Raw genomic sequence first — 26570 nt, 5'->3', positions numbered from 1 at the left:
AAAAGTAAGTCGAAGTTGGAGGAATGGCAATGACTGTTATTATTCAAAATGACCAGCTGATCGCTGAAATCGCTGAACACGGTGCGGAATTGATCAGTTTAAAATCAAAAGAACACGGTTTAGAGTATATCTGGCAAGGTGATCCAGCGTATTGGGGTAGACATGCACCAGTTTTATTCCCTTTTGTTGGACGCTTAAAAGATGACCAGTATGTTTACCAAGGGAAAACATATCAAATGGGACAACATGGATTTGCCCGAGATATGGATTTTGAAGTCATTGAACATGGACAAGAAATGGCTAGTTTCATCTTGCGGAGTACACCGGAGACATTAGAAAAATATCCTTTTGATTTTGAATTAGTGATTAGTTATGAATTAGGAGGAGACGGTATCACGGTCCATTACCAAGTAGCAAATACAGGTGAAGAAGAAATGTTCTTTTCTATCGGTGGACATCCTGCTTTCAATGTACCTCTTGAAGAAGGATTGTCATTCGAAGACTTTTATCTAGCATTTTCTCCATTGAAATCAAGATTACGCCTGCCTTTGAAAGGCCCATTCATTGATATGGATCAAAAGACGTTAGGACAAACAAATACGAATTTGGCTTTGAATCGGGAGCTTTTTGATCAAGATGCATTGGTTTTTGAAACAAGAGGATTAAATGCGTACGCCATTCGGAGTGAAAAATCTTACCATAGCATAACTTTAAGCTATAAAGATATGCCTTATGTAGGAATCTGGTCTCCTTATCCAAAAGAAGCCCCTTTCGTGTGTATCGAACCATGGTGTGGAATTGCTGACACGGTGAATAGCAGTGGAAACTTGATGGAAAAAGTAGGAATCAATCAACTAGGTGCCCATGAAATCTTCAAGACAAAATATTCGATCACAGTGAAGTAAGAGGGTGTAAAAAAGCTATTCTACATCAAGTAATAAGAGGTTGTGGCAGAAGTGGTCAGCTTCTGGAACATCGTTTGTTCGAAAAAAGGGAGTGTGACATGGATTTGTCACACTCCTGTTTTATCTCTTTGGACTGAAAAAGTGTCAGGATTTTTTCTTGCTGCTGTTCAAACCAAATGGGATTCGACTTTCCGTATGGTTTCTGATACGCTTGATATTGTCTTTGTGACGATAGAAGATAAAGGAAGAGACTAAAAAGGCAATGATCGTCAGCAACCAATTGGGCTTAGCCAAAATCACAGGAGCTACATAAGGAAGGACAATCGTGGATAAAGTGATCAACGCTGCACTGATCATACTGCTCAAACTTACCATACTTGTACAAAATAGACTAACGATAAAAATGATACAGGAATAAACAAAAAATACAGGATTGAATCCTAAAAGCATTCCTGCACTTGTCGCAACAGCTTTTCCTCCTTTAAACCCAGCAAATATCGGAAATGTATGACCAAGAATCGCACATACCCCAAACCAAAGAGGGTTAGTCCCAGAAAGGTGAAAAATCATCGGCAGACAAGTAGCCAATGTACCCTTTAAAATATCCATAAGAAGGACAACGATCCCGGCGGTTTTGCCTAATACCCGAAATGTATTGGTGGTTCCAGTATTACCGCTCCCATGTTGCCGGATATCTTTTTTGAAAAACAATTTGCCGATCCAGACACCGGAAGGAATAGAACCTAAAAGATATGCTAAAATAAGTAATAAGATCAATTTCATTTTTTACCCTCTCTCAAGTTAAAAACTATCCTTTATTTTAGCATGAATAGGTAACAGGAACAATTGAAAAAATGAAAGATACAAGTATAATAGATGAAATAAAAAGAAAAGCAAGGGGTGACAGAAATGTCTATAAAAAATCCAACACAAGAAACGATTTTTAACTATTTGAAAGAAGCAAAAAATATTGCCGTCGTAGGCTTGAGCAATAAACCAGAGCGAACAAGTTACATGGTTGCACAGGTATTGCAAGACAATGGATATAAAATCATACCAGTAAATCCATTATTGGCTGGTGAAGAAATTCTAGGAGAGAAAGTCTATGCGAATGTAACAGAAATCGATGATCCAATCGATATCGTAGATGTATTTAGACGGAGCGAATTTTTACCTGAAGTAGCAGCTGATTTTTTGAAAACCGATGCTAAAGTGTTTTGGGCACAACTAGGGATCGAAAACGAAGAAGCAGATGAGATGCTAAGAAAAGCAGGACGCACAGACATCGTAATGGATCGCTGTATCAAGATTGAACTTGGTAAGTTGAAAGAAAACCAAAAATAAAAATGACCACAAAGAAGAGATGATCAATAGAGAGGAATGTCGAAAAAGCGGTTAGGAGATAATTAAAATTGATTTCTCATCTAACCTCTTTTTTTTCACGACCTTTTCTAGTATGATAATCGTGGTGCGGTTTTGCCGCAAAGTATTATTGAAGGAGCGTTTGCCTTGGCAAAAAAAGTAAACAACGAATATAATGACTCGTCCATCCAAGTATTGGAAGGATTAGAGGCAGTTAGAAAAAGACCAGGGATGTACATTGGATCCACTGACAGCCGAGGCTTGCATCATTTAGTCTATGAAATCGTCGATAATGCAGTTGATGAAGCATTATCAGGATATGGCAGTGAGATTGATGTGACCATCCATGAAGACAATAGTATAACTGTTGCAGATAGCGGACGCGGGATGCCTGTAGGGATGCATGCTTCCGGAATCCCAACAGTTGAAGTGATTTTTACTGTGCTGCATGCTGGCGGAAAGTTTGGCCAAGGAGGGTACAAAACTTCTGGTGGACTTCACGGTGTAGGAGCCAGTGTGGTAAATGCCTTATCGAAATGGCTGACTGTAACAATCGTTAGAGATGGCGTAGAGTATCAGCAGAAATTTAAAAACGGCGGTAAACCTGACGGTACGTTGAAAAAGATAGGAAAAACAAAAAAAGCAAACGGGACGATTGTCCATTTTTTACCAGACGATACAATATTCAGTACAACAAAATTTTCATATGAAATTTTAGCCGAACGGTTAAGAGAATCTGCCTTTCTTCTAAAAGGCGTTAAAATCTCACTTTCTGATCTTCGGGGAGAAGAACCAGTCAAGGAAGTTTTCCATTATGAAGAAGGAATCAAAGAATTTGTTGATTACCTGAATGAAGAAAAAGATACATTGACACCGGTCGTTTATTTTTCAGGAGAAAAAGAAGGCATCGAAGTAGAGGTCGCTTATCAATACAATGACGGGTATTCAGAAAATGTCTTATCGTTTGTCAATAACGTTCGAACAAAAGATGGTGGAACCCATGAAGCTGGAATGAAAGCGGCAATGACGAAATCTTATAACGAATATGCGAGAAAAGTCGGCTTGCTGAAAGAACGGGACAAGAATCTGGAAGGTAGTGATTTCAGAGAAGGATTAGCTGCTGTTCTCTCTATCCGTGTACCTGAAAATCTTCTGCAATTTGAAGGCCAAACGAAAGAAAAACTTGGTACGCCAGTTGCTCGTACCGTAGTAGATAACGTCATCAGTGAACAAATGGGCTTTTATTTGCAGGAAAATAGCGAAATGAGCCAGATGTTGGTCCGTAAAGCAATCAAAGCGAGAGAAGCGAGAGAAGCAGCACGTAAAGCCAGAGAAGAAAGCCGAAATGGGAAGAAGCGTAAAAAAGGCGAATCTCTTCTTTCAGGAAAATTGACACCCGCACAATCCCGAAACCCTAAGAAAAATGAATTGTATTTAGTCGAAGGGGATTCTGCCGGCGGATCTGCTAAACAAGGAAGAGACAGAAAGTTCCAAGCAATTCTACCTTTACGAGGAAAAGTCATTAATACCGAAAAAGCTAAAATGCAAGATATCTTGAAAAATGAAGAAATCAATACGATGATCTATACGATTGGTGCAGGAGTCGGCCCTGAATTTTCTATCGAAGACTGTAATTACGACAAAGTAATTATCATGACCGATGCAGATACTGACGGCGCTCATATTCAAGTATTACTGCTTACTTTCTTTTATCGTTATATGAAACCGCTGATTGAAGCTGGGAAAGTATATATCGCGTTACCGCCTTTATATAAAGTATCCAAAGGACAAGGGAAGAAGCAAGTCATTGAATATGCGTGGACAGATGACGAATTGGCAGCAATGATTAAAAAAGTCGGCAAAGGATATATGCTACAGCGATATAAAGGACTTGGAGAGATGAATGCGGAACAATTGTGGGAAACAACGATGGATCCAACTTCCCGTACGTTGATCCGCGTCCGTATCGACGATGCTGCGCAAGCTGAGCGTCGAGTAACCACACTAATGGGTGACAAAGTAGAACCTCGAAGAAAATGGATCGAAAATCACGTACAATTTACGTTGGAAGAAGATGGCAGTATCTTAGATAAAAAAGAGGATGCTGAAATCTCTCCTTCGGTTTCTAATGAATTGTTAGATGAAGAACGAGCAGATAAAAACGAAGACAATCAGTTATTTGAAGTAGAATAGGAGGTCACCTGATGGAAAATCGACAAGAAGTACAAGAATTAACTTTAGAAGAAGTGATGGGTGACCGCTTCGGACGTTATTCCAAATATATTATCCAAGAACGTGCACTGCCTGATATCCGTGATGGATTGAAACCAGTACAACGCCGGATATTATTTGCCATGAACAAAGATGGCAATACGTATGACAAAGGATTCCGTAAATCAGCAAAATCTGTCGGAAATATCATGGGGAATTATCATCCTCATGGTGACAGCAGTATTTATGAAGCGATGGTCCGCATGAGCCAAGATTGGAAGTTGCGGGAAGTACTGATCGAGATGCACGGAAATAACGGGAGTATGGACGGTGATCCACCTGCTGCGATGCGTTATACTGAAGCCAGATTATCCAAGTTAAGTGGAGAGATGCTAGCAGATATCGAAAAAGAAACAGTCGATCTCGTGTGGAATTTTGATGATACAGAAAAAGAACCAACAGTCCTTCCAGCTCGATACCCAAACCTTCTAGTCAATGGATCGACAGGTATATCTGCTGGATATGCGACAGAAATCCCGACTCATAACTTAGCTGAAGTGATCGACGGCACAATCTATATGATCGATCATCCACAAGCGAGCCTTGAAAAATTGATGGAATATATTCCTGGACCTGACTTCCCAACAGGAGGGATCTTGCAAGGAAAAGATGAAATCAAAAAAGCTTATGAAACAGGGCGAGGAAAAGTTATTCTTCGTTCGAAAACAAAGATAGAAGCAATGAAGGGCAATAAACAGCAAATCGTGATCACTGAAATCCCATATGAAGTAAATAAAGCGACATTGGTGAAAAAAATGGATGAGATCCGTTTGAATAAGAAAATCGACGGAATAGCTGAAGTGCGAGATGAAAGTGATCGAACTGGTCTGCAAATTGTCGTTGAATTGAAAAAAGACGCCAATGCTCAAGGAATTTTGAATTATTTGTTCAAAAACACTGAGCTACAGATCAATTACAATTTCAATATGGTCGCTATCGATCATATGACTCCGCATCAAGTTGGACTGAAAGACATTTTAAGAAGTTATATCGAGCATCGAAAGCAAGTCATAACAAAACGCAGCCAATTCGATTTAGCCAAAGCTCAAAAAAGACAGCATATCGTGGAAGGCCTGATGAAAGCTTTATCGATTCTGGATGAAGTAATCGCAACGATTCGTGAAAGTAAAGACAAAAAAGACGCCAAAAAGAATTTAGTCGACGTTTTCCAATTTACAGAAGAACAAGCAGAAGCAATCGTCACATTGCAACTATATCGTTTGACGAACACAGATATCACAGAGCTTCAAAAGGAATCCGAAAGCTTGATTGCACAAATCACAGAGTTAAATAAAATCCTTTCAAACGACAAAGAGCTTTTCTCTGTTATGAAAAAAGAATTGCGAGAAGTGAAAAAAAATTACTCTTCCGCTCGTCTGACGACAATCGAAGACGAAATCGAAGAAATCAAAATCGATACGCAAGTTTTAGTGGCGCAAGAAGACGTAATCGTCAGTGTGACACGAGAAGGCTATGTGAAGCGAACAAGCCTTCGTTCTTATAGTGCTTCGAAACCAGAAGAAATCGGGATGCGAGAAGGCGACTACTTGCTGTACTCAGGTGAATTGAGCACATTGGACCATGTTCTTCTGATTACGAATAAAGCAAATGTGATCTACCGTCCTGTTCATGAACTACCCGATTTGAAATGGAAAGATGCTGGCGAACACATTTCTCAAACAATCTCCAATCTGTCTGTAGATGAATCGATCTTAGCTGTTTTCCCATATCAAAAAATCCAAGCAGAGAAAACATTTGTATTCATCAGCAAGAATGGATTGATCAAGCAAACACGAATGACAGAGTTCGAACCATGGCGCACCTACAAGAGCCGTCCGCTCAGCTGTATGAAGCTAAAGGCGGAAGAAGATGAACTTATTGCTGTATATCTGAAAGAAGATCAGCCAGGCTTAGATGTGTTCTTAGTAACGCATCAAGGAATGGGCTTGCGCTATCCTTTAACAGATGTTCCCGTTGTTGGAGCAAAGGCAGCTGGAGTGAAGTCTATGAATTTGAAAGATGGAGATAGGATTGTCAATGGACTGCTTGTGTTAGCAGACGGAGATACGCCGATCGTAATCGTTACTCAGCGAGGAGCTGTGAAACGCATGCTTGCTCAAGAAATCAGCCAAACTTCACGTGCGAAGCGGGGAGTGACGGTCATGCGTGAGCTGAAAAAAAATCCGCACCGCATTATCTATATGTCGGAAGGAAGATCAAAAGAAATAACCTTGATGAATCAAAAAGGACAACAGATAACGATTGATCCAACGGATTTTCCTATAGGTGATCGAACATCGAATGGTTCGTTTGCTATGGACGAGAAAAAAGGTGGAGAAGTCATCGAAGTTATCGATGCTCCTGAGATTTTCATCGAATCATAACTGTTATGGTATTTTAGTGAAGAGGGGCCATCTGTATTAATACAGATGGCCCCTCTTTTTCATTCATTTTTAATAAATCCTTATACGTTTGCAAAAAAAGATGAAAGTGTTCACAATGCTTAAATATTGGTATATCAACGTTACTTTCAATATACATAGATAAAACATAAAAATTGTTAAATAAAAAACAAGAAAACCCTTGCAAAGATAAGGTGCTGTGTTATACTAATCACGTAAAAACTGTTACATAAAACAGAAATTTAGGAGGTCCATACAATGGAGCAATGGAATGGATTTAAAGGTACCAAATGGAAAGAAGGCGTAGACACTAGAGACTTTATTCAAAACAACTACACTGAATATCGCGGTGATGACAGCTTTTTGGAAGGCCCAACAGAAGCAACAGAAAAATTATGGGATGAATTGCAAAAGATGAATGATATCCAATTCGAACGTAACGGTGTCTATGATATGGACACAGAAATCGTATCAACCATTACTTCCCACGATGCAGGCTATTTGGATAAAGATTTGGAAAAAATCGTCGGTCTACAGACAGACAAACCTTTGAAACAAGCATTCATGCCGTTCGGTGGAATCAATATGGCTAACAATGCGCTGAAAAGCAATGGCTATACACCAAACGATGAATTAACACATATTTTCACTGACTGGCGCAAAACACATAATCAAGGGGTGTTTGATGCTTATACTGCCGAAATGCGTGCAGCTCGTAAAAACAAAATCATTACAGGGCTTCCAGACGCTTACGGTCGCGGACGTATCATCGGCGACTATCGTCGTGTGGCATTGTATGGAATCGACTATTTGATGGAACAAAAGAAAAAAGATCATGATATGACTGGTTATCATACGATGAGTGAAGAAGTGATTCGTTTACGTGAAGAAATCACTGAACAATATCGTGCATTAGCACAAATGAAAGAAATGGCTGCAAAATACGGCTATGATATCTCTAAACCAGCTGCAAATGCAAAAGAAGCTGTCCAATGGTTATACTTCGGTTATTTAGCAGCAATCAAATCACAAAATGGCGCTGCGATGTCAATCGGACGTATCTCAGCATTCCTTGATATCTATATCCAACGTGATTTGGATAATGGAGTAATCACAGAAAAAGAAGCGCAAGAATTGATCGATCACTTAGTAATGAAATTACGTATGGTCAAATTCGCGCGTACACCTGAATACAACCAATTATTCTCAGGTTTCCCTATCTGGGCTACTTTATCCATTGCTGGTATGGGCTTAGATGGTCGTTCATTAGTGACGAAGAATGATTTCCGTCTGCTTCACACATTGACAAATATGGGACCTTCACCAGAACCAAACTTGACTGTTTTGTACTCTGAACACCTTCCAGAAGGATTCAGAACATATGCGAGCCGAATCGCTATTGAAAGTTCTTCGATTCAGTTTGAGAATGACAATCAGCTTCGTGAACAATGGGGTTCTGATGATTGTGCGATTGCTTGCTGTGTATCAGGAACAGTTGTTGGAAAAGACATGCAGTTCTTTGGTGCTCGTGCTAACTTGGCTAAAACACTATTATATGCTATCAATGGTGGGGTCGATGAAGTGACTGGCGCCCAAGTTGGACCAGAATATCGTCCAATCACATCAGAAGTACTAGATTTTGAAGAAGTGAAACATAACTTCATGAATATGATGGATTGGTTAGCAGAACTATATGTCAATACGTTGAACATCATTCATTACATGCATGATAAGTATTCTTATGAAGCAGCTCAGCTTGCCTTGATGGATTCTGACTTGCAGCGCACATTTGCTACAGGTATTGCTGGAATCTCTCATGCGGCAGACAGCTTGTCAGCCATCAAATATGCAAAAGTAAAAGCAATCCGTAATGAAAAAGGAATAGCAGTTGATTTTGAAGTAGATGGCGACTTCCCTAAATACGGAAATGATGATGACCGTGCAGATGAATTAGTTTCATGGATCTTGGAATACTTCATGGGACAAATCAAACGTCATAAAACTTACCGCAACTCAAAACCAACAACTTCATTATTGACGATTACTTCAAATGTTGTTTACGGTAAAAATACAGGAAATACTCCTGATGGCCGTGAAGCTGGAAAACCACTTGCGCCAGGAGCAAACCCAAGTTACAATGCAGAACAAAGTGGGTTATTGGCCAGCCTGAACTCAACAGCTAAAATGAATTACGGCTGTGCATTGGATGGAATTTCAAATACCCAAACAATCAATCCTTCTGGTCTTGGAAAAGAACAAGATACAAGAATCGAAAACTTGCGTAATGTCTTAGACGGATACTTCTCAAAAGGGGCTTATCATTTGAATGTCAATGTATTCAGTAATGATCTATTGCGTGATGCAATGGAAAATCCAATGAAATATCCGAACTTGACGATCCGGGTATCTGGTTATGCAGTTAAATTCCGTGACTTGACAAGAGAACAACAACTAGATGTCTTGATGAGAACTTCACACGACAGAATGTAAAAAAGTTTAGGAAACAGCCTTTCGACTCAGTGCCGAAAGATCGTTAGATATCCTTCGCATCATAATCGAATGATCAGTATGCTTATTTGAAAGACACGATTTACAGGGGCAGGACAAGTATGTTCCGTCCCTGTAAATTTTACACATAACGAAGCGGTGATTGCGAAAAATTTTGTTCAGAAAGCTTCGCTTCGACAGCTAACTTGTACTTAAAATGAAATCAAAGAAAAGATGTGAATTTAAATGGAAGAAAAAACAATCGGATATGTTCATTCTATCGAAACTTTCGGTTCAGTAGACGGCCCTGGACTGCGCTTTGTCGTGTTTATGCAAGGATGCCGCATGCGTTGCCAATTCTGTCACAATCCTGATACTTGGAATATTGGCGGAGGGAAAGAGTACTCAGCAGATGAACTTTTAGATAAAGCGGAACGCTTCAGACCTTACTGGGGAGATAAAGGTGGGATTACTGTTAGTGGCGGAGAGCCTCTATTGCAGATCGATTTTTTGATCGAACTATTTAAAAAAGCAAAAGAGCGGGAAATGCATACTACATTGGATACATGCGGAAAACCTTTTACGTATGAAGAACCCTTCTTCTCTCGTTTTCAAGAATTGATGAAGTATACAGACTTACTGTTATTTGATATCAAACACATCGATAATGAAGAGCATAAAAAACTAACGCATTGGGACAATGAAAATATTCTAGAAATGGCTCAATATTTGTCAAAAATCAACAAACCGGTTTGGATTCGCCATGTACTAGTTCCTGAGCGAAGTGATTATGATGAATATTTGATCCGACTAGACAACTTTATCCAAACCTTGTCAAATGTAGACAGAGTAGAGATCCTTCCTTACCATACGATGGGAAAATACAAGTGGGAAACACTTGGTTTGAAATATCCATTGGAAGGAATCGAACCACCTACAAAAGAACGTGTCGAAAATGCTAAACGATTGCTTCATACAGAAGAGTATACAAAATATTTAACGCGATAGAACGCATCGGAAAGAAGTTAAGTATTGCTTCTTTCCGTTTTTTTGCTATTATTAAATAGGAGAAATCACAAAGGAGCGAATGACATGTCAAAAATTTTAGTTTTTGGTCACCAAAATCCAGATACAGATGCAATTGGGGCAGCCATTGCCTTTTCACACTTGCAAAATGAATTAGGTAACGAAACAGAAGCAGTTGCTCTAGGTACACCTAATGAAGAAACACAATACGCATTAGACCACTTTCAATTATCTGCACCACGAGTAGTAGAGTCAGCTAAAGCAGAAAATGCAGATGTCATGCTTGTGGATCATAATGAATTCCAACAAAGTATTTCAGATATCAGCGAAGTAAATATTTTGGCTGTAGTAGACCACCATCGTATTGCAAACTTTGAAACAGCTAATCCATTGTACTATCGTGCAGAACCAGTTGGATGTACAAGTACGATCATTTTAAAACTATATAAAGAAAACCAAGTAACGATCCCTAAAGAAATTGCTGGGATCATGCTTTCAGCTATCATTTCAGATACATTGTTGTTCAAATCGCCAACATGTACGCCTGAAGACGAAGCAGCTGCAAAAGAACTTGCAGCAATCGCTGAAGTAGATCTAACTGCCTATGGTCTTGAAATGTTGAAAGCCGGAACGAATCTAAGTGATAAATCAGCTGCGGTTCTTCTTGATTTGGATGCAAAAAGTTTCCCAATGGGCAGTTCCAATGTGCGTATCGCTCAAGTCAATACAGTGGATCTGAATGAAGTGATGGATCGACAGGCAGAACTAGAAGCAGCGATGGAAGAAGAAATGAAAGCAAATGGCTACGATTTATTCGTATTAGTTGTCACAAATATCTTAGACAGCGATTCAGAATTACTTGTTGCTGGTAAAGGAAAAGAAAAAGTAGAAGAAGCTTTCCAAACAACTTTGACCAACAACCGAGCTTTGCTTAAAGGTGTCGTTTCACGTAAAAAACAAGTCGTACCTCATTTGACGGCTGTATTCAGCTAGTCAAATGGTAGGATGAAGCATTCAAAATGAATGGGATAAGCGATTGAATAAAAAGAAACACAGAACATACTAAAAGTCTAAGAAATGGAGGAGAATAACAGTCAAACATGACTCTTGTTCTTCCTCCTTTTTATGTAAAAGCCTTTTAAGTAAAATAAAATGGATAGAAAAGAGAACATATATGGACTATTATTATTCAAAAAATAAGGAAAACTTTTATCAAAAACTGACCGGTGATCCGCTTTTTTCTTTATTGACCGATTATCTATATGAACATCGAGAAAAAGAAACGATTCTAAGAGAATTGAAAAAAGAATTTCCGCAAAACAAATTTTCTCATTTTCTTGATTTATTGATCGATGCAGGATTAATCAAGAGAGAAGAACGAAGATATCATTTGAACTTTCCAGTATTTGATCCCAACGATTACTTGCAACAAGCCACTTCGGCTGCTGAAATCATAGCCGATCAATTGAAGAGACTCTCTGTGGCTGAACAAAAATTAACGATGGGAGAAGTTATTTGGGCGTATTGTTTTGAAGATGAACGAAAAGAAGCATATTTTTATGGAGTAAGAAACAGCCCAGAGACAGAATTGCTGAGAACGACTGCAGGAAATCAGAAGTACCGTTTTATTACACTTTCCTCTAAAGAACACTTCCCGCTTACGTTGGCTAATTATTTTTTTATACAAAAGAATCAGCTTCCTGTAACGAAGGCATTTAAAGAATTAGCCGAACTTATTGGAGATGTAAATGAAGCGTACTTTTTTGATCAAATAGAAGTTATCGTTGACAGGATACGTAAGAATAAATATAAAAATCGTCGGCCTAGTATTTTCCATCAGTCATTACTTGTGACGAATACCATAAAGGAAGAAGAATCATTTACACTAGCATTGCCTATTGTCGAAAAAAACAATCTTGAGATCGAATTTCCAACATTGGATCCTTCATTGACAATGGAGGAAACGGCCTTTCTTAAACGACAAATCTTTTCTGAGCTGAGCAAAAAATTTATGCCGCATGCATTTTCTTATATCAAAGAATATGGAGCAATATAGAACAATATAGAGCAGCTTTGGTGAGTAGAATCTAAGAGAGCAGTAAGAAAAAATTATGCTGATTCTTGCAAGAGAAGTCTTTCTCTTCTTTTATGGTTAAAAGAATTATTCGAGTATTTTGCCTATCTACCACATATTGGATTCACTACATGGTCTGGAAACAAAGGAATGCAAAAAATTGGTGAGAAATGTGGAATGACAAAGGAAGGAGTCATAAGAAAAGTTAGATTTTTAAATAATCAATATTATGATTCAATCAAGTATGGCATTCTAAGGGAAGAACTAGCCGATTAGATTAAGGAAGTCCATTTGGTGATCCAGAATCACTCAGAAACGAATGGTAAGTCATTATTAATCATCTATCCAATCTTGGGATATTCTTTTAGATTGAAGTGTTTAAAATTAAAAAAGCATTTATGAAGTCGTCATAGTCAGGCTTCAAAATGCTTTTTATTTTGTTTCTTTTTTCTTTGCCACATAAATACATCTAGACTGACGATGAAGAGCATATCCAACAGATTTCCTGCGACTTGGATCGTCGAAGGGTTGGCCAATGGTATCAAAGCAAGGACAAAAAAAGAAAACAAGCTGTAGATAAAACATGTGACAGGAACTAATCGAAAGAAGAGCGGACATCTCATTTGGCTAAAAATGAGTGAAAAAATAAAATAAGTGAAAATAGATAAAATCACGACTAAACCATTCATGATAAAGAAGAAAAGCGTATTGTGATTAAACGAATAAAAAAGGATAGCTAAAAAAGAAAACGTTTTAAATGCAATCAATACACCTGAAGCTTCATTTAACGTACCAGGATGTCGATGAAAAAAATAGGCACCGAAATACACAGAAAACATCAAGCCGCATAGAGAAGATAGAATCAAAAAAAACGGATTTTCTTCGGTTTCTGTAATATCAGAATGATCCAAAAGCAACCAGCCTAATGCACTAGAAGGCGCATGTGAGGTCTTAACGTACGAATAACATAGAAAAAATAAAATCGTCAAAGTTGCAAAAAAAGAGCCTAAATGTAAAAAATTAGTTGTTTTACGTTGAATTTCCATAATATCTCCAAATTAAATTGATAAGTATATAAAGTATAATAACAAATCAATGAGTATATGTCGATATTTTTTAATCAAAATTATAAATAAAAACTGTCGAACATCTAAAATTTAATTTATATGTTCGACAGTTTTTTAATTTGTGAGTTATTTTCCTTGTCTTTTTCTTACTTTTTTAGTCCAAAAACCACCTGAAATATATTTTGGTTCATATGAGATGATGAAAGCACGCTCTTCAATTTCTTTGATCAGACGATACAGTTCACGTTCGCTTTTTCTAGGAGAAAGTATTTCCAAGACCAGTCGCTCGCCTTCTAGACCCATTGCAGAAGTTTGTGTCACACCGTAACCGTGTTCTCTCAGTATACCAGGCAAACTTTTATCTTCCGCGCTATTTGCTGGCAAAATCGTTGTGACCATGATGTATCCTAATGCCAGCTTGTCTTCAATCAAAATCCCAACACTGATACCTACTGCGTAACCTAGCGCATAGACAAATAAATTCAGCGGATTATCTAAACGATCCAATACAAGAGATAGCCCTACGATATATATCGTGATCTCAACCATACTGACAAGGGGAGCAATCAGCCGGTAGCCTTTCATTGTCAGCATAAAACGTAACGTGTTCAAAGTGATATAAGCAAAATTGATGAGGAAGATCATCCCCAACATTTTAGGATCAATCATTTGTAAAACTCCTTTCATTTGTATAACAACAATATCAAAAAAAATCGCAAGTGAAGAAAAATTGAAACTTTATTGGTACCAAAAAATGATAAAATGATTATAATAGAATTATAAAGATAGGTTAGGTGATTAAAATGAAAACGGTCAATCGAGTGTTTTGTGCCAGCCACGTGCTCAGTCTCCTTCTCAGTATATACTTAGGTGTCTATGCGATTCAACAGCCAATTGATGTAGAGAACATTGTTTTTCAGATGTCGCTGACAGATGGTTTGATTCTAAGCGTTTTTTTCTTTTTGATACTATTTATTGGTAATATTTTCGGTAGCGTTGCCAGTTTTTTGAATTTCTCTATTTATCCTCTCCTTTCGCTAGCATTAGGAGTGGTGGGGCTTTGTTCCCTATTCTTATTTCCTGAGCCATTCAGTCCTGCATTTATATTATTTGGTATACTGAACCTGTTCCAGACGACTGTCGGATCATGGTTGCTATGGCGATCAGGAAATTTAATGAAAATAGGTGAGTAACCATTGAATCCAATTATATTGAAACGTTCTGTCAATCAAATTCCAGTGCTAGAAGTTGTCCTGAAAGAATTAAGAGAAGAACGGATTCCCGTTGTCATCTATTATCACGGATGGCAGACAAGTAAGGAGTTAGTTTTGACACAAGGAAGGAAAATTGCACAGCAAGGTATTCGAGTGATCCTGCCAGATGCGATGAATCATGGGGAACGAAAACAGCCAGTTTCTTCTATTCCATCCTATACATTTTGGGATAGTATCTACGGGAACTTGTTTGAGTTTGACACGCTTATCAAGCATTTAGAAAAAAGAGATCTTTTACATGATCGGCTTGCAGTTGGCGGGGTTTCGATGGGCGGAATGACAACATGCGCGTTGTTAGCCAAGCATCCTCATATAGCAGCAGGTGTATGTTTGATGGGATCTCCTGCGCCTCTGGAATATGGGAAAGAAATTGCAAGACGAGCGTCAGAATACAACTATATCTTGCCAAAAGACTATTTTGATCTGATCTCGTGGGTCAAGAGTTATGATTTATCATTGCAGCCGAAAAAGCTAGCTGGACGCCCTCTGTTCTTTTGGCATGGACAAGCAGATGAAAAGATCCCTTATATACAAACGGAAAGATTTGTAGAGAAAAACCGGCATGAGCCTTACGGAAAAGAAATTGTTTTTCGTTCCTCCAAAACACAGCGACACATGGTACAAATACCACTGATGGAGGAAGCTTCCGCTTTTTTAGCAAAGAATTTGATAAAAAAATAGAAATAGCTGAATCGGAAAATCACTTAAGGAGGATAGGAGATTTTCTGATTTTTCTTTTGGGCTATAATGAACCCTGTTAGGAAAATTTGGTATAATTGGTAATAAGAACGACAACATGTTAGAAAGGAAGAGAGCATGCCCACTTTAGCAGATGTTGCAAAACGTGCCAATGTTTCAAAAATGACGGTTTCTCGAGTCATCAATCATCCGGAACAGGTGACGGATGAATTGAAAGAGTTAGTTTTCTCAGCAATGGCTGAATTGGATTACCGCCCAAATATTGCTGCAAAAGCACTTGTCACGAATCGGTCACAGATCATCAAATTATTTATACTGGAAGAAATCGACACAACCGAGCCCTATTACATGAATTTGCTGATGGGGATCGCTAAACGGATCGGAAAAGCGCATTATTCTCTCCAACTAGTTACAAATGACGCATTCGATGTCGGTTCTTGTGATGGATACATCATCACAGGTGTCAGAAAAAAAGACTTCGATTGGATTGACCGCTTGGAAAAACCAGTTGTTTTGTTTGGAGAAAATTGTGAAGGATATGACTATGTAGACAGCGATAATGAATATGGTACAGCAAAAGCAACGCAATATGCCTTAGAAAGAGATTACCAAACAATTATTTATATCGGGATCGAAGTGGACGAATCTTTTGAGCTTTCAAGGGAAGCTGGTTACTTATCTGTGATGAAGGAAGCTGATCTTCCAAGTAAAATCTTGCGATTTCCAAATCATTCGACAGAAGTAGAAAGATATATGATAGAAAACTGGGCAGGTTTCACCGATAAAACTTGTTTTGTATGCAGCTCAGATCGACTGGCACTAGGAGCGGTAAGAGGAATTGTAAATGCTGGTGGGCACTTGCCGGAAGAATTTGGTGTGATCGGCTTTGATGGCGTGTTTTTAGACCAAATCAGTTCGCCTAAATTGACAACGATCAAGCAAGATATTATCCGTATGGGGGAAGTATGCGGGGAAATGTTGCTGAAAAAAATAGAAGAGAAAGGGGCAAGTCAAGGTTATCGTCGTTTTTTCCCTGAACTAGTCATCAGAGAAACGACAAATTAAGCCTCATTACTTTTTATATATTTATGAAATTCATCGCTATTTTCTTAAAATAATCAGCGCATTGCTACTGAAAACAAAAAATCTGTGCTATTATTGAGAAAAGTTCCATTTTTGAGAAGGATGGTTTGAATGAAAGAAATCAGACGAAAACATTTCCGTTTTCCTGCGTACGATGACGAGTTAGGCGTAAAATTAACCAGCGAGAAGAAGCGGGTATTATTTGACGGACAGGAAGATCTTTTGACTGAACAGAATCAGCACCCGTTTGAACAAATGAAAGAATTCCATTTCACGAACACAAACACTGAACAGGTCCGACGCAAGCGCCGTGCAACAAATGGATTGAAGTCAGCTCCGCGTAAGGAAAATTTGGAAAAACATAAAGAAAAATTACCGGATTATACTGGACATCATCACTCAGAACTCACGTCGACTGGACGAAAAAAACTTTTTGGTGAGTCTTCTCGTCCTGTCAGGCAAAGTGAAACGAGGACAGAGTCTCGAAATACTATGAGAAGTTCATCTGTGGACACAAAGGTACGGGAACGTTCTTATTTTGTTCCTAAATATGTACCTGCATCTATTATTCCAGACCCTAGAGAAAGTAAAATTTCTGAAGAGCATTTGATCGAATCAATGAAAAAAACAGATGACTCTTATCTGTTGTTTGATACAGAACCAACGCCTTATCAAGAAAAAAGAAATGATGAGCCTTCTGTACGCACGTTCAATCGAACAAAAACATTAGAGGAAACAAAGCAGTCAGAAGAAAAAAAATCGAAAAAAAGCCATAGTATCTTAGAACGTTCACTGCAAGGGCTGATTGACGATCAGGGAAATTCTTTAGGAGAGAATAGCTATTTTAAATAAGTCAAATACAACCTTGTATTATGTTATAGTGGGGAAGGAAACGCTGCGGCGTTTCTTTTTTTATACTCTACTCGAATGATTATATCGTAACCTAATCTTTTTTTCTTAGCTGATGTTTTCTGCCGTGAGCAAGAGGAGAAAGGGTGAAGAGTAAAAAACAAACTATTTTCACAGATTGTCTGCAAAAATAGTTTGTTTTCATATTTTATAAAAAATTTTATTGAAAGAATATACGTCGTAGTTTACATAATGATCTTTTAGTAAAGTAAATAAAATAGTAAAAATAAGAATCAGTGCTCTAACTGTTCAAGAGGATCAAGTGGTTCAAATGTTTCTGTAGTCTGTTTTGCTTCCAATTGGGGTAAAACAGATCCAATTTCCAGATACTTCACTTTATTCAATGTATAAGATAGAATAGAACAGCTAAGCAATGTATACAGAAAATGTGTGAGATCCAAATAAAGCAAGGAGACAACTAAAATACCAAAAGTGATCAAGAAAAGACTTTTGCCAATCTTAATATGAAAATATTTTTCAATGGCTTGATAAATGATATCTGTTCCGCCTGTGCTTCCGCCAAATCGAAAGACGAGACCGCAACCAATGCCAGAAAGAATCCCTGTCATCAAACTATTGATCAGTAGACTATCTACAGCAAAATGTATATGAAGGCTTTCCCATAAATGTAAAAAGAAAACCAGCGCAAATGTTCCGACGATCGTCCGAAGAAAAGCGTGTTTTCCAAAAAGAAACAATGAGATAAGCAGTAAAGGTAAATTAAAAAGCAGCGAAGTGATAGAAGGCGCGAATCCAAAAAGATTATGCAAGAGCAAAGCAATACCAGTAACACCACCGTCTGCCAGTTTAGATGGAATATTGATGCCTGTCACAGCCAATCCATAGATCCCTGCGCCTAAAATGATTCCGCACAATTCTGTCATTAAATTTAATTTTTTCATTTCTAGCCTCTTTTCTTTTGAAAATTTTCAGCAACCTCTTCATTATACTGACTTATACTCTTTCTTCAAGAGGAAAATGAAAAAAATTTATTTTTGGTTGTTTCTTCCAAATTATCAAAAAGGAGTGGAAAAATGCGAGCAGCAGACTTATTGACAATTCTTACAAAATCACCCAAAAAAACAGATTATCAAGGTGTTTTTTTGGCTCAAGACCAAAAACTGATTCCTGTGACAAGAATCCAGATAAATGAATCGTATCAATTCATCTTTTTATTTGAACAAGGCAAAGCACCACTTGCTATGAAAGAAATCTTTCTATTTTTGATGAAGAACCGTGAAAAAGCTGTTTATTATCAGTCAAAAGAAGAACTCATTCCGCTTTATGGAGTGAAAGAGATAGAAAATAAAGTGGTGATATAAGTAAAAATAAGAAAACAAGACGTTTATGATGCCAAAACAACCGTTTTTTACATTTTTGGCAAAAAAGTGTCATGATACAGTATAATACTTGTTGAACAGGCCAATAAAGGTGTTCTCCCCCACGAGATTTCTACTTTATTGGCTGTTTCTTTTTATTTAAAAGAAAAGTTGTATATGAAAAACGATACGGTTGATTCCGAGTGATCATTTCGTATAGATGTATTGGATGTTCGTTTTGAAGAAACGAGAACCAATACATCTATCAGATTTTGTTGCTCGGATTCTTTTTTTATCCGCATATTAGAGGTGATTTTTCTATTAATTACTGATGCCCTAGTAGGGTTAAGGTAAGTCAAGTTAGTTGGGAAAATGTAAAGAAATGTTTATACTTAAAGAATAACAGAAAGGAAGGTCGCATGAATAATTTTATACAAACATTAAGTGAAAGAAAAGGCGAATTGCTGGAAGCTGCATTTCAACATCTGTCTATTTCTCTCATTTCTTTGCTGATTGCAGCACTGATTGCTATTCCTCTAGCAATTTGGGCAGCTAATCATAAAAAAATGGCAGAAGTCTTATTGCAGATCACGGGTGTGCTTCAAACGATTCCTTCACTTGCCTTATTAGGGTTACTTATCCCATTTGTAGGGATCGGAACTGTTCCAGCATTGATTGCACTTGTTATTTACGCTTTGCTTCCGATTTTCCAAAACACGTATATTGGTCTAGCTGAGATTGACCCGTCTATTGAAGAAGCGGCGGTAGCATTTGGTATGTCCAGAATGAGACGCTTGCTGAAAGTAGAACTTCCCATCGCATTGCCTGTCATTATCTCAGGTATCCGAACTGCCTTAGTTTTGATCATCGGTACGGCTACTTTGGCGGCATTGATCGGAGCAGGTGGATTAGGAACATTTATTTTATTAGGTATCGACCGCAACACACCAGTTTTAACATTGATTGGTGCAATCAGTTCTGCCTTGCTTGCCATTATATTCAGCGGATTGATTCGCTGGTTGCAGCATAAGAAACCTCGATATTCTATCATTACTTTAGCAGCCGTGGTGTGTTTATTTGGGGGCGTTTCTTTATATCAGTCTGCCTTGTTTAAAAATGAAACCATCACGATTGCTGGAAAATTAGGAGCGGAACCTGAAATCCTGATCCAAATGTACAAAGAATTGATTGAAGACAACACAAAAACAGAAGTTGAATTAAAACCGAATTTCGGCAAGACTAGTTTTTTGTTCAATGCCTTGGATCAAGGGCAAATCGATATCTATCCTGAATTCACAGGGACTGTCCTAGAAAGCTTGGTGAAGGTACCTGAAGCAATGAAAAGTGCTGATTTGACAAAAGAAAAAACATATGACGAAGCAGAAGAATTATTGAACAAACAATTCGATATGACATTATTGAAACCAATGGCTTATCAAAATACGTATGCCTTGGCGGTCAAGAAATCTTTTGCAGACGAGCATCAACTTAAAAAGATTTCCGATTTAGCAGCAGTTTCTGATCAGATCAAAGCGGGATTCACACTGGAATTTATTGATCGTTCCGATGGATATAAAGGAATTCAAGAAGCATATGGATTGAATTTTTCAAGTGTACAAAGCATGGAACCAAGTTTGCGTTACCAAGCAATCAATAATGGAGATGTCAATATTGTGGATGCTTATTCCACAGACAGCCAACTCAAGGAGTATGATCTAGTCACTCTAGAAGATGATCAAGGGCTATTTCCAGCTTATCAAGGCGCGCCACTGATGAAAACAGATTTCGCCAAGGACCATCCTGAAATCGTTGAAGCGCTGAATAAATTAAGCGGAAAAATAACAGAAAATCAAATGATCGATATGAACTATCAAGTCAATGTCGAAAAGAAAAAACCGGCAGAAGTAGCACGAACCTTCCTGGAAAACGAAGGATTACTAAAGGAGGGAGATCAGTGACTAAATTAATCGAATTCAAACATGTGCAAAAAAAGTACGATGGAAAATATGTCATTGATGACCTAACTCTTGCAATCAAAGAAGGAGAAATCTTTGTTTTGGTTGGGCCTTCCGGTAGTGGAAAAACAACTACTTTGAAAATGATCAATGGATTATCTAAACCATCAGCAGGAGACATCTACTTCAAAGGAAAATCGTTAAATGAATATAATCTGCAGAAAATGCGGTGGAATATGGGGTATGTGCTGCAGCAAATCGCTTTGTTCCCGACCATGACAGTCAAGCAAAACATTGAAGTCATCCCTGAAATGTTAGGTTGGGAAAAGCAGAAAAGAGCAGACCGTGTAGATGAACTTCTTCAAAAAGTTGGCTTATCTCCTGATATTTATCGAGATCGTATGCCTAGAGAGTTGTCTGGAGGAGAACAGCAACGAATCGGGATCATCCGAGCTATTGCTGCAAGCCCAGATGTGATTTTGATGGACGAGCCATTTAGCGCATTAGATCCTATTTCAAGAAATTCATTACAAGAATTAGTTTTATCTTTACATGAAGAACTGGGAACGACCATCGTTTTCGTTACGCATAACATGGAAGAAGCAATCAAGCTAGGAGATCGTATTGCGTTTATGAAAGATGGAGAAATTATCCAATGCGACACACCAGAACAGTTATTGATGAATCCTAAAAATGAATATGTACGGCATTTCTTTGATGAACCGAAACAGACGAAAGAATGGCGAGTCGAAGATTTAGTCGTCAATGGATATTTTTTAAAAGAAGTACCAAAAAACAGTCATCAACAAGTTTGCCTTGATACGCCTCTGAAAGAAGTGTATACACTTCTTTCAGTGTACCCAAACATTGTGATAGTAGAAAAAGGAAAAAATATTGGTTCACTGACAAGTAAAGAAGTCTTTACTTTTTTAAGTCGAGAGGAGGAAGAAAATGAAAACATATGAGGCAATCGTCATCGGTTCAGGTGTGAGCGGCTTAAGTGCTGCTTATGGATTGAAAGAAGCAGGTAAAACAGTACTAGTGGTCGAAGAAGATCTATGGGGCGGGACTTGTCCTAACCGTGGATGTGATCCTAAAAAAGTCTTGTTAAGTGCTGTAGAAGCCCGTAATCGGATAAAACAATTGAATGGAAAAGGATTTAACGAGATCCCAACCGCTAATTGGGAAGAACTCCAAAAATTCAAACGCACATTCACAGATCCAGTTCCAGAAAATCGGAAAAAACAATTGGCGGAAGCTGGAATCGATCATCTTTCAGGGACCGCTCGTTTCTTAGACGACTCATCTATTGAAGTCAATGAAGAAGTTTTTCATGGAGATTACTTTGTTCTGGCAACAGGCCAAAGACCCACGATCTTACCAGTGGAAGGAAAGGAATACTTGAAGACTAGTGCAGATTTTTTATCATTGCCTGTACTGCCTAAAGAAATTATTTTTATCGGCGGCGGATATATTGCTTTTGAACTGGCTACGATTGCCAATGCTGCAGGGAGCAAAGTAACCATTGTCCATCATAATCAACGACCATTAAAAGAATTTGAGGCGTCTTTGGTAGAGGAAGCCGTCCATCAAATGGAAGCATCTGGCATTCAGTTTGCTTTTGATGTTGAAACCCAAAAGATCATCTCGGAAGGAACTCGATATCGTTTAGTCGGAAAAGAGACGGAATTAGTAGCAGATATGATTTTTTGTGCGACTGGGAGACAGCCGAATACAGAATCTTTAGCACTTGAACAAGCGAATGTCGTCTTTGATAAACACGGGATTGAGGTCAATCATTATCTGCAAACGAGCAATCCAAAAATTTTTGCGTGTGGAGATATTGTTTCAAGGAAAACACCCAAATTGACACCAGTCGCCACTTTTGAAGGAAATTATGTAGCTAAGCGGATAACGGATGCAACAAGCGAACCTATCAAATATCCGATTATACCCACGATCGTCTACGCCAGTCCTAAACTTGCTGAAGTAGGAGTTACAAAAAGTCACGCCTCTTCGTCAGATCAAGTGGTGGAGATGGATCTTACCAGTTGGTTCACCTATCATCGCGTCAATGAACCAGTTGCTAAGGCTGAATTGACCTTTGACCAGCAAAATTATTTGATTGGTGCTGCAGTGATTAGCGAGCAAGCAGATGAATTGATCGATGATTTGACACTAGTCATCAATCAAAAATTGACTAAAAAAGAGTTGGATGGCTATATCATGGGGTATCCGACATTGGCAAGTGATCTCTCCTATTTATTGAAATAATCAGCATGATAACTAAAGCGCTTGTTGCTTTTTCCTTCTTGTGCTACACTTTAAAAAATGAATACCTGTTTCTGGGGATGTCGTAGACGACATGAGAGTAAGTTGTGAACTTAGACCCATTGAACCTGTCAGTTAATACTGGTGAAGGGAGAAACATAGCAGACGCTTGAAGCGGGTTACTATGTCGTGCCCATTTCAAGCGTTTTTTGTTATCCATATTAGAAGAAAGGAGGCGTCAAAATGAAGAAAAATCTTTATCCAGCAGTCAGTATGGCATTCATTTTAATTATTTGGCAGATCGTTGTCTTAGTTTGGAAAATACCCGCTTTTATTTTACCCGGACCTGCTGCTGTATTTTCTGCGTTAACAGCAGATGCACACGTATTACTTTCCCATTCTGTCACAACATTAAATGAAGCAGTGATTGGTTTGGCAATAGCTAGCGTTCTTTCTTTTATTACTGCTTTGGCAATGGATTATTGGAAGTTCTTAGAAATGTCTTTTTATCCATTACTAGTGATTTCTCAAATGTTGCCAATCATGGTGTTAGGGCCATTACTGACCCTATGGTTTGGTTTCGGTATGCTTCCAAAAGTGATCCTTGTTGTCTTGATAAGCTATTTTCCGATCGTAGTTTCTTTTTCGGATACATTGAGGAAAGTATCGAAGGAGCAAATCATCTTTTTGAAAACGATGGGAGCAGATACAGGGAAGATTTATCGAATATATAAAATACCAGCGGGTTTAGCCGGATTCTTTTCCGGTTTAAAAGTGGCCGCTACTTATTGTGTCAGCGGAGCAGTCGTTGGAGAATGGCTAAGCGCTCAAGCAGGCTTAGGGTATTATATGATACGCGTAAAAAACAGCTACCAGATCGATAAAGTTTTTGCTGCGATCATTTGTGTCATTCTATTGAGTTTATTGCTGAATGGCGCTTGTTCATTATTGAAAAAAGGGTATTATCGTATGCTTTATATTTTTTAAGAGAAGGGGATCAAATGAAAAAATTATGGCTTTTATTACCGCTACTGTTGCTTTTATCCGCTTGTGGCACTGCAAAGGAAACAAGTAGCAAACAAGAAACGAAGGATTTGAAAAAAGTGACACTTGTTTTGGATTATGTACCGAATACTAATCATACTGGCATCTACCTAGCAAAAGAAAAAGGCTATTATAAAGAGGCTGGTTTAGATGTCCAAATCATCGAACCAGGAGATAATTCGACAAGTATTGGTCTAGTAGGTGCGGACAAAGCACAATTTGGTGTAAGTTATCAAGAAGATGTCACTTATGCTCACGCAGATGGACAGAATATACCAGTCAAAGCAATTGCTACAGTGATCAAACATAATACTTCTGGATTCGCCACCCTATCAGACAGTAACATCCATTCACCAAAAGATTTTGAAGGAAAAACATATGCAGGTTGGCAAAGTCCAAGTGAAGAAGCTGTCTTAAAAGCTGTGATGGAAAAAGACGGCGGTGACTTTTCAAAACTGACAATGGTAGGAAGCAATGGAGAAGGGCCAGAAAGCTTAGGAAAATCCTCAGATATCCAATGGTACTTTGAAGGTTGGGATATGATCAAAGCAAAAGAAGCCGGTATTGAACTAAACTATATCCCATTGAAAGAATTAGATGAACGGTTAGATTACTATACTCCGGTAATTATTACGAATGATCAACTGATCAAAAATGATCCAGGATTGGTACAGTCTTTTATGGATGCCACGAAAAAAGGCTATCAGGAAGCTATTAAGGATCCAAATGACAGTGCTAAACTGTTGCAAAAATATGCAAAAGGAAATGATCGGACGTTTTTAGAAGAATCACAAGCATTCTTATCAAAAAATTATACGGATGATCCTGAGAATTGGGGATTGATGGAAGAAAAAGTTTGGCGCAATTATACAGCTTTTATGCAGGAAAACGGATTGATCAAACAAGATGTACCTTCGAAAGAACTATTCACTAATCAGTTTATAAAATAGGAGTGATAGATGTGTCAATCCAAATCAGCCACTTGAATGTAGTTATTGAAAACCTGAAAATATTAGAAGACATCCATTTCACTATCCCTAAAGATACTTTTACATCGATTGTCGCGCCAAGCGGAGCCGGTAAGTCAACATTACTGAAAACTTTAACAGGAGTCCAGCCTATGACTTCTGGAACGATCAAAGTAGATGATCAAAAAGTAACTGGTCTCCATACAGCATTTAGTTATATGCCGCAAGAAGATATGTTACTTCCTTGGCTGAGCGTCTATCAAAACGTTACGTTATATCAAAAAATCAATCATCTAGCAATTGATGAAGAACAAGTAAGGGATTATCTGGATATCTTTGGATTAAACGGCTATGAACATTTTTTGCCGGAACAATTATCTGGCGGGATGAAGCAGCGAACGGCCTTGTTACGAACAATCATGAATCCTTCTTCTTACTTGCTTCTTGATGAACCATTTGGAGCGTTAGATGCTATGACCAGAGGGCAGATGCAAGACTGGATGCTGAAACTGCCTAAAAAAGCAAAGCGGACTACTTTGCTCGTGACACATGATATTGAAGAAGCAATTTATTTATCAGACAGGATTCTTGTGTTTTCCGCCCGTCCGGCACATGTGATTGCTGAGATTCAAGTGCCTGAAAAACGACGGTCACGTGAATGGCTACTGCAGCAATCAGAGTTGAAGCAAACGATTTATCAGTTATTGGCAGGTGAATGAGGTGTTAAGTGATGCTCATTGCCATTTAGATGGGAGTCAGAGTTTAGCACTCCTTCAGCAGGAACACACGATTTTGACGATCATTAATTGTGATTCGCCAGAAGAATGGGAGAAAAACAGACGGCTTGCAACAAGCAAGAATCAAGTCTTAAGTTACGGTATCCACCCTTGGAAAGCGGATAGCTATACGTTTGCACAAGTTGAGCTTTTTTTGAAAAAAGCAAGGATCATCGGTGAAATAGGGTTAGACAATATCTGGACGAATGTGCCGCTGTCTACACAAAAAAGAGTGTTTGAGCAACAGCTTGCTTTTGCAGCCATAAATAAGAAACCTGTTGTACTGCATACAAAAGGATGCGAAAAAGAGATCTTAAGCTATATCCAAGCTTACCCTAATCACTATTTGATTCATTGGTATTCTTCTTTGGACTATCAACAAGACTATATTGATTTAGGCTGTTATTTCAGCATTGGTCTTGATTTGAAAAAGAACCCAGCAGTCTGGCAACTAGCTAAAACAGTCCCAATCGACCACTTACTTATTGAAACGGATGGACTACATGCAGCAGAATGGGCATTAGGTGATAGTTTTTCAGAAAAAGATTATGTCTTACTGCTTGAAGAACAGTTAAAGACAATCGCTGAAATCAAAGAGCTATCAGTTGAAGAAGTTAAGAAAAATACTTATCAAAACTTGGAACGTTTCATTAGATTAGGTAAATAAAAAAGAGGTGT

The 26570-nt window shown here is 38.3% G+C and carries 24 protein-coding genes, 1 pseudogene and 1 riboswitch; of the genes and pseudogenes, 21 read left to right on the top strand and 4 right to left on the bottom strand.

Annotated elements, in window-relative coordinates; genetic code table 11:
* The first annotated feature begins 29 nt into the window (after positions 1-29).
* The gene (locus tag QK255_RS07915) at positions 30-905 is read left to right on the top strand and encodes an aldose 1-epimerase family protein (protein WP_002290227.1); all 876 of its coding nucleotides are present in this window, start codon (positions 30-32) and stop codon (positions 903-905) included.
* Between the two features lie 144 nt (positions 906-1049).
* Here the strand turns inward: QK255_RS07915 and plsY are convergent, their stop codons facing one another.
* Entirely contained in the window at positions 1050-1688 is a 639-nt protein-coding gene (gene plsY / locus QK255_RS07910) for a glycerol-3-phosphate 1-O-acyltransferase PlsY (protein ID WP_002290229.1), read from the bottom strand.
* A 126-nt stretch (positions 1689-1814) separates the two neighbouring features.
* Here plsY and QK255_RS07905 point away from each other — a divergent pair, with 126 nt between their 5' ends.
* The 8 genes and pseudogenes from QK255_RS07905 to QK255_RS07870 form a co-directional block, all read left to right on the top strand.
* Positions 1815-2249: a CoA-binding protein gene (locus tag QK255_RS07905; RefSeq protein ID WP_002329104.1), complete on the top strand. Its 435-nt coding sequence runs from the start codon at positions 1815-1817 to the stop codon at positions 2247-2249.
* A gap of 165 nt (positions 2250-2414) precedes the next feature.
* Positions 2415-4460, top strand: coding sequence for a DNA topoisomerase IV subunit B (parE, locus tag QK255_RS07900; RefSeq protein WP_002329105.1), 2046 nt, complete (start codon positions 2415-2417; stop codon positions 4458-4460).
* Between the two features lie 11 nt (positions 4461-4471).
* Complete coding sequence (gene parC / locus QK255_RS07895; protein ID WP_002290233.1) at positions 4472-6922, top strand: DNA topoisomerase IV subunit A; 2451 nt, start codon at positions 4472-4474, stop codon at positions 6920-6922.
* A gap of 276 nt (positions 6923-7198) precedes the next feature.
* Positions 7199-9430, top strand: a complete 2232-nt coding sequence (gene pflB / locus QK255_RS07890) for a formate C-acetyltransferase (protein WP_002290234.1) — start codon at positions 7199-7201, stop codon at positions 9428-9430.
* 243 nt (positions 9431-9673) lie between these two features.
* Complete coding sequence (gene pflA, locus QK255_RS07885) at positions 9674-10435, top strand: pyruvate formate-lyase-activating protein (RefSeq protein WP_002290235.1); 762 nt, start codon at positions 9674-9676, stop codon at positions 10433-10435.
* 84 nt (positions 10436-10519) lie between these two features.
* On the top strand, positions 10520-11446 hold the full coding sequence (locus QK255_RS07880; RefSeq protein ID WP_002290236.1) for a manganese-dependent inorganic pyrophosphatase: 927 nt from the start codon (positions 10520-10522) through the stop codon (positions 11444-11446).
* Between the two features lie 181 nt (positions 11447-11627).
* Positions 11628-12509, top strand: a complete 882-nt coding sequence (locus tag QK255_RS07875) for a DUF1803 domain-containing protein (protein WP_002290237.1) — start codon at positions 11628-11630, stop codon at positions 12507-12509.
* A gap of 84 nt (positions 12510-12593) precedes the next feature.
* Positions 12594-12803 (top strand): annotated as a pseudogene (locus QK255_RS07870) (GNAT family N-acetyltransferase); the annotation flags it as partial.
* A gap of 137 nt (positions 12804-12940) precedes the next feature.
* On the opposite strand, the gene QK255_RS07865 reads toward QK255_RS07870, so the two are convergent.
* Both QK255_RS07865 and QK255_RS07860 read right to left on the bottom strand, forming a co-directional pair.
* A complete protein-coding gene (locus QK255_RS07865; protein ID WP_002290239.1) occupies positions 12941-13573 on the bottom strand; it encodes a hypothetical protein in 633 nt (210 codons plus the stop codon).
* A gap of 147 nt (positions 13574-13720) precedes the next feature.
* A complete protein-coding gene (locus QK255_RS07860) occupies positions 13721-14263 on the bottom strand; it encodes a DUF2179 domain-containing protein (RefSeq protein ID WP_002289260.1) in 543 nt (180 codons plus the stop codon).
* 134 nt (positions 14264-14397) lie between these two features.
* On the opposite strand from QK255_RS07860, the gene QK255_RS07855 reads away from it, so the two are divergent.
* The 4 genes from QK255_RS07855 to QK255_RS07840 all read left to right on the top strand — a co-directional run bounded on the left by QK255_RS07855 (position 14398) and on the right by QK255_RS07840 (position 17502).
* Positions 14398-14787, top strand: a complete 390-nt coding sequence (locus QK255_RS07855; RefSeq protein WP_002290241.1) for a hypothetical protein — start codon at positions 14398-14400, stop codon at positions 14785-14787.
* 3 nt (positions 14788-14790) lie between these two features.
* A complete protein-coding gene (locus QK255_RS07850) occupies positions 14791-15549 on the top strand; it encodes an alpha/beta fold hydrolase (RefSeq protein WP_002290243.1) in 759 nt (252 codons plus the stop codon).
* 135 nt (positions 15550-15684) lie between these two features.
* The gene (locus QK255_RS07845; RefSeq protein ID WP_002290245.1) at positions 15685-16632 is read left to right on the top strand and encodes a LacI family DNA-binding transcriptional regulator; all 948 of its coding nucleotides are present in this window, start codon (positions 15685-15687) and stop codon (positions 16630-16632) included.
* 129 nt (positions 16633-16761) lie between these two features.
* Complete coding sequence (locus QK255_RS07840; RefSeq protein ID WP_002329107.1) at positions 16762-17502, top strand: hypothetical protein; 741 nt, start codon at positions 16762-16764, stop codon at positions 17500-17502.
* A 290-nt stretch (positions 17503-17792) separates the two neighbouring features.
* On the opposite strand, the gene QK255_RS07835 is transcribed toward QK255_RS07840, so the two are convergent.
* A complete protein-coding gene (locus tag QK255_RS07835) occupies positions 17793-18461 on the bottom strand; it encodes a YitT family protein (RefSeq protein ID WP_002290249.1) in 669 nt (222 codons plus the stop codon).
* Between the two features lie 132 nt (positions 18462-18593).
* On the opposite strand from QK255_RS07835, the gene QK255_RS07830 reads away from it, so the two are divergent.
* The 8 genes from QK255_RS07830 (at position 18594) to QK255_RS07795 (ending at position 26559) form a co-directional block, all read left to right on the top strand.
* Positions 18594-18881 (top strand): hypothetical protein, encoded by a 288-nt coding sequence (locus QK255_RS07830; protein WP_002290251.1) that lies wholly within the window; start codon positions 18594-18596, stop codon positions 18879-18881.
* Positions 18882-19297: 416 nt separating this feature from the next.
* The gene (locus QK255_RS07825; RefSeq protein ID WP_002290253.1) at positions 19298-20836 is read left to right on the top strand and encodes an ABC transporter permease/substrate-binding protein; all 1539 of its coding nucleotides are present in this window, start codon (positions 19298-19300) and stop codon (positions 20834-20836) included.
* Positions 20833-21798, top strand: coding sequence for an ABC transporter ATP-binding protein (locus QK255_RS07820; protein WP_002290255.1), 966 nt, complete (start codon positions 20833-20835; stop codon positions 21796-21798). The genes QK255_RS07825 and QK255_RS07820 overlap by 4 nt, the downstream gene beginning before the upstream one ends.
* A complete protein-coding gene (locus QK255_RS07815) occupies positions 21785-23107 on the top strand; it encodes a dihydrolipoyl dehydrogenase family protein (protein WP_002290257.1) in 1323 nt (440 codons plus the stop codon). Before QK255_RS07820 ends, QK255_RS07815 begins: the two co-directional genes overlap by 14 nt.
* A gap of 62 nt (positions 23108-23169) precedes the next feature.
* A riboswitch (TPP riboswitch) is annotated at positions 23170-23274 on the top strand.
* 73 nt (positions 23275-23347) lie between these two features.
* Positions 23348-24091 carry an ABC transporter permease gene (locus QK255_RS07810; protein ID WP_002342227.1) on the top strand — a complete coding sequence of 248 codons (744 nt, stop codon included), beginning with the start codon at positions 23348-23350 and terminating at the stop codon, positions 24089-24091.
* A gap of 14 nt (positions 24092-24105) precedes the next feature.
* Positions 24106-25098, top strand: coding sequence for an ABC transporter substrate-binding protein (locus QK255_RS07805; RefSeq protein ID WP_002329109.1), 993 nt, complete (start codon positions 24106-24108; stop codon positions 25096-25098).
* Between the two features lie 11 nt (positions 25099-25109).
* Positions 25110-25835 carry an ABC transporter ATP-binding protein gene (locus QK255_RS07800; protein ID WP_002290260.1) on the top strand — a complete coding sequence of 242 codons (726 nt, stop codon included), beginning with the start codon at positions 25110-25112 and terminating at the stop codon, positions 25833-25835.
* 1 nt (position 25836) lies between these two features.
* Positions 25837-26559 (top strand): TatD family hydrolase, encoded by a 723-nt coding sequence (locus tag QK255_RS07795; RefSeq protein ID WP_002290261.1) that lies wholly within the window; start codon positions 25837-25839, stop codon positions 26557-26559.
* Positions 26560-26570: the final 11 nt, after the last annotated feature.

The sequence above is a fragment of the Enterococcus sp. ZQ21 genome (assembly GCF_030053755.1).
Lineage (GTDB): Bacteria > Bacillota > Bacilli > Lactobacillales > Enterococcaceae > Enterococcus_B > Enterococcus_B lactis.
This window is presented reverse-complemented; position numbering and strand designations above follow the sequence as displayed.

Excerpts from the sequence above, each read along its gene's own strand:
- QK255_RS07915 (WP_002290227.1), top strand. The coding sequence starts at position 30 with ATGACTGTTATTATTCAAAATGACCAGCTGATCGCTGAAATCGCTGAA.
- plsY (WP_002290229.1), bottom strand. The coding sequence starts at position 1,688 with ATGAAATTGATCTTATTACTTATTTTAGCATATCTTTTAGGTTCTATT.
- QK255_RS07905 (WP_002329104.1), top strand. The coding sequence starts at position 1,815 with ATGTCTATAAAAAATCCAACACAAGAAACGATTTTTAACTATTTGAAA.
- parC (WP_002290233.1), top strand. The coding sequence starts at position 4,472 with ATGGAAAATCGACAAGAAGTACAAGAATTAACTTTAGAAGAAGTGATG.
- pflB (WP_002290234.1), top strand. The coding sequence starts at position 7,199 with ATGGAGCAATGGAATGGATTTAAAGGTACCAAATGGAAAGAAGGCGTA.
- pflA (WP_002290235.1), top strand. The coding sequence starts at position 9,674 with ATGGAAGAAAAAACAATCGGATATGTTCATTCTATCGAAACTTTCGGT.
- QK255_RS07880 (WP_002290236.1), top strand. The coding sequence starts at position 10,520 with ATGTCAAAAATTTTAGTTTTTGGTCACCAAAATCCAGATACAGATGCA.
- QK255_RS07875 (WP_002290237.1), top strand. The coding sequence starts at position 11,628 with ATGGACTATTATTATTCAAAAAATAAGGAAAACTTTTATCAAAAACTG.
- QK255_RS07865 (WP_002290239.1), bottom strand. The coding sequence starts at position 13,573 with ATGGAAATTCAACGTAAAACAACTAATTTTTTACATTTAGGCTCTTTT.
- QK255_RS07860 (WP_002289260.1), bottom strand. The coding sequence starts at position 14,263 with ATGATTGATCCTAAAATGTTGGGGATGATCTTCCTCATCAATTTTGCT.
- QK255_RS07855 (WP_002290241.1), top strand. The coding sequence starts at position 14,398 with ATGAAAACGGTCAATCGAGTGTTTTGTGCCAGCCACGTGCTCAGTCTC.
- QK255_RS07845 (WP_002290245.1), top strand. The coding sequence starts at position 15,685 with ATGCCCACTTTAGCAGATGTTGCAAAACGTGCCAATGTTTCAAAAATG.
- QK255_RS07840 (WP_002329107.1), top strand. The coding sequence starts at position 16,762 with ATGAAAGAAATCAGACGAAAACATTTCCGTTTTCCTGCGTACGATGAC.
- QK255_RS07835 (WP_002290249.1), bottom strand. The coding sequence starts at position 18,461 with ATGAAAAAATTAAATTTAATGACAGAATTGTGCGGAATCATTTTAGGC.
- QK255_RS07830 (WP_002290251.1), top strand. The coding sequence starts at position 18,594 with ATGCGAGCAGCAGACTTATTGACAATTCTTACAAAATCACCCAAAAAA.
- QK255_RS07825 (WP_002290253.1), top strand. The coding sequence starts at position 19,298 with ATGAATAATTTTATACAAACATTAAGTGAAAGAAAAGGCGAATTGCTG.
- QK255_RS07815 (WP_002290257.1), top strand. The coding sequence starts at position 21,785 with ATGAAAACATATGAGGCAATCGTCATCGGTTCAGGTGTGAGCGGCTTA.
- QK255_RS07810 (WP_002342227.1), top strand. The coding sequence starts at position 23,348 with ATGAAGAAAAATCTTTATCCAGCAGTCAGTATGGCATTCATTTTAATT.
- QK255_RS07805 (WP_002329109.1), top strand. The coding sequence starts at position 24,106 with ATGAAAAAATTATGGCTTTTATTACCGCTACTGTTGCTTTTATCCGCT.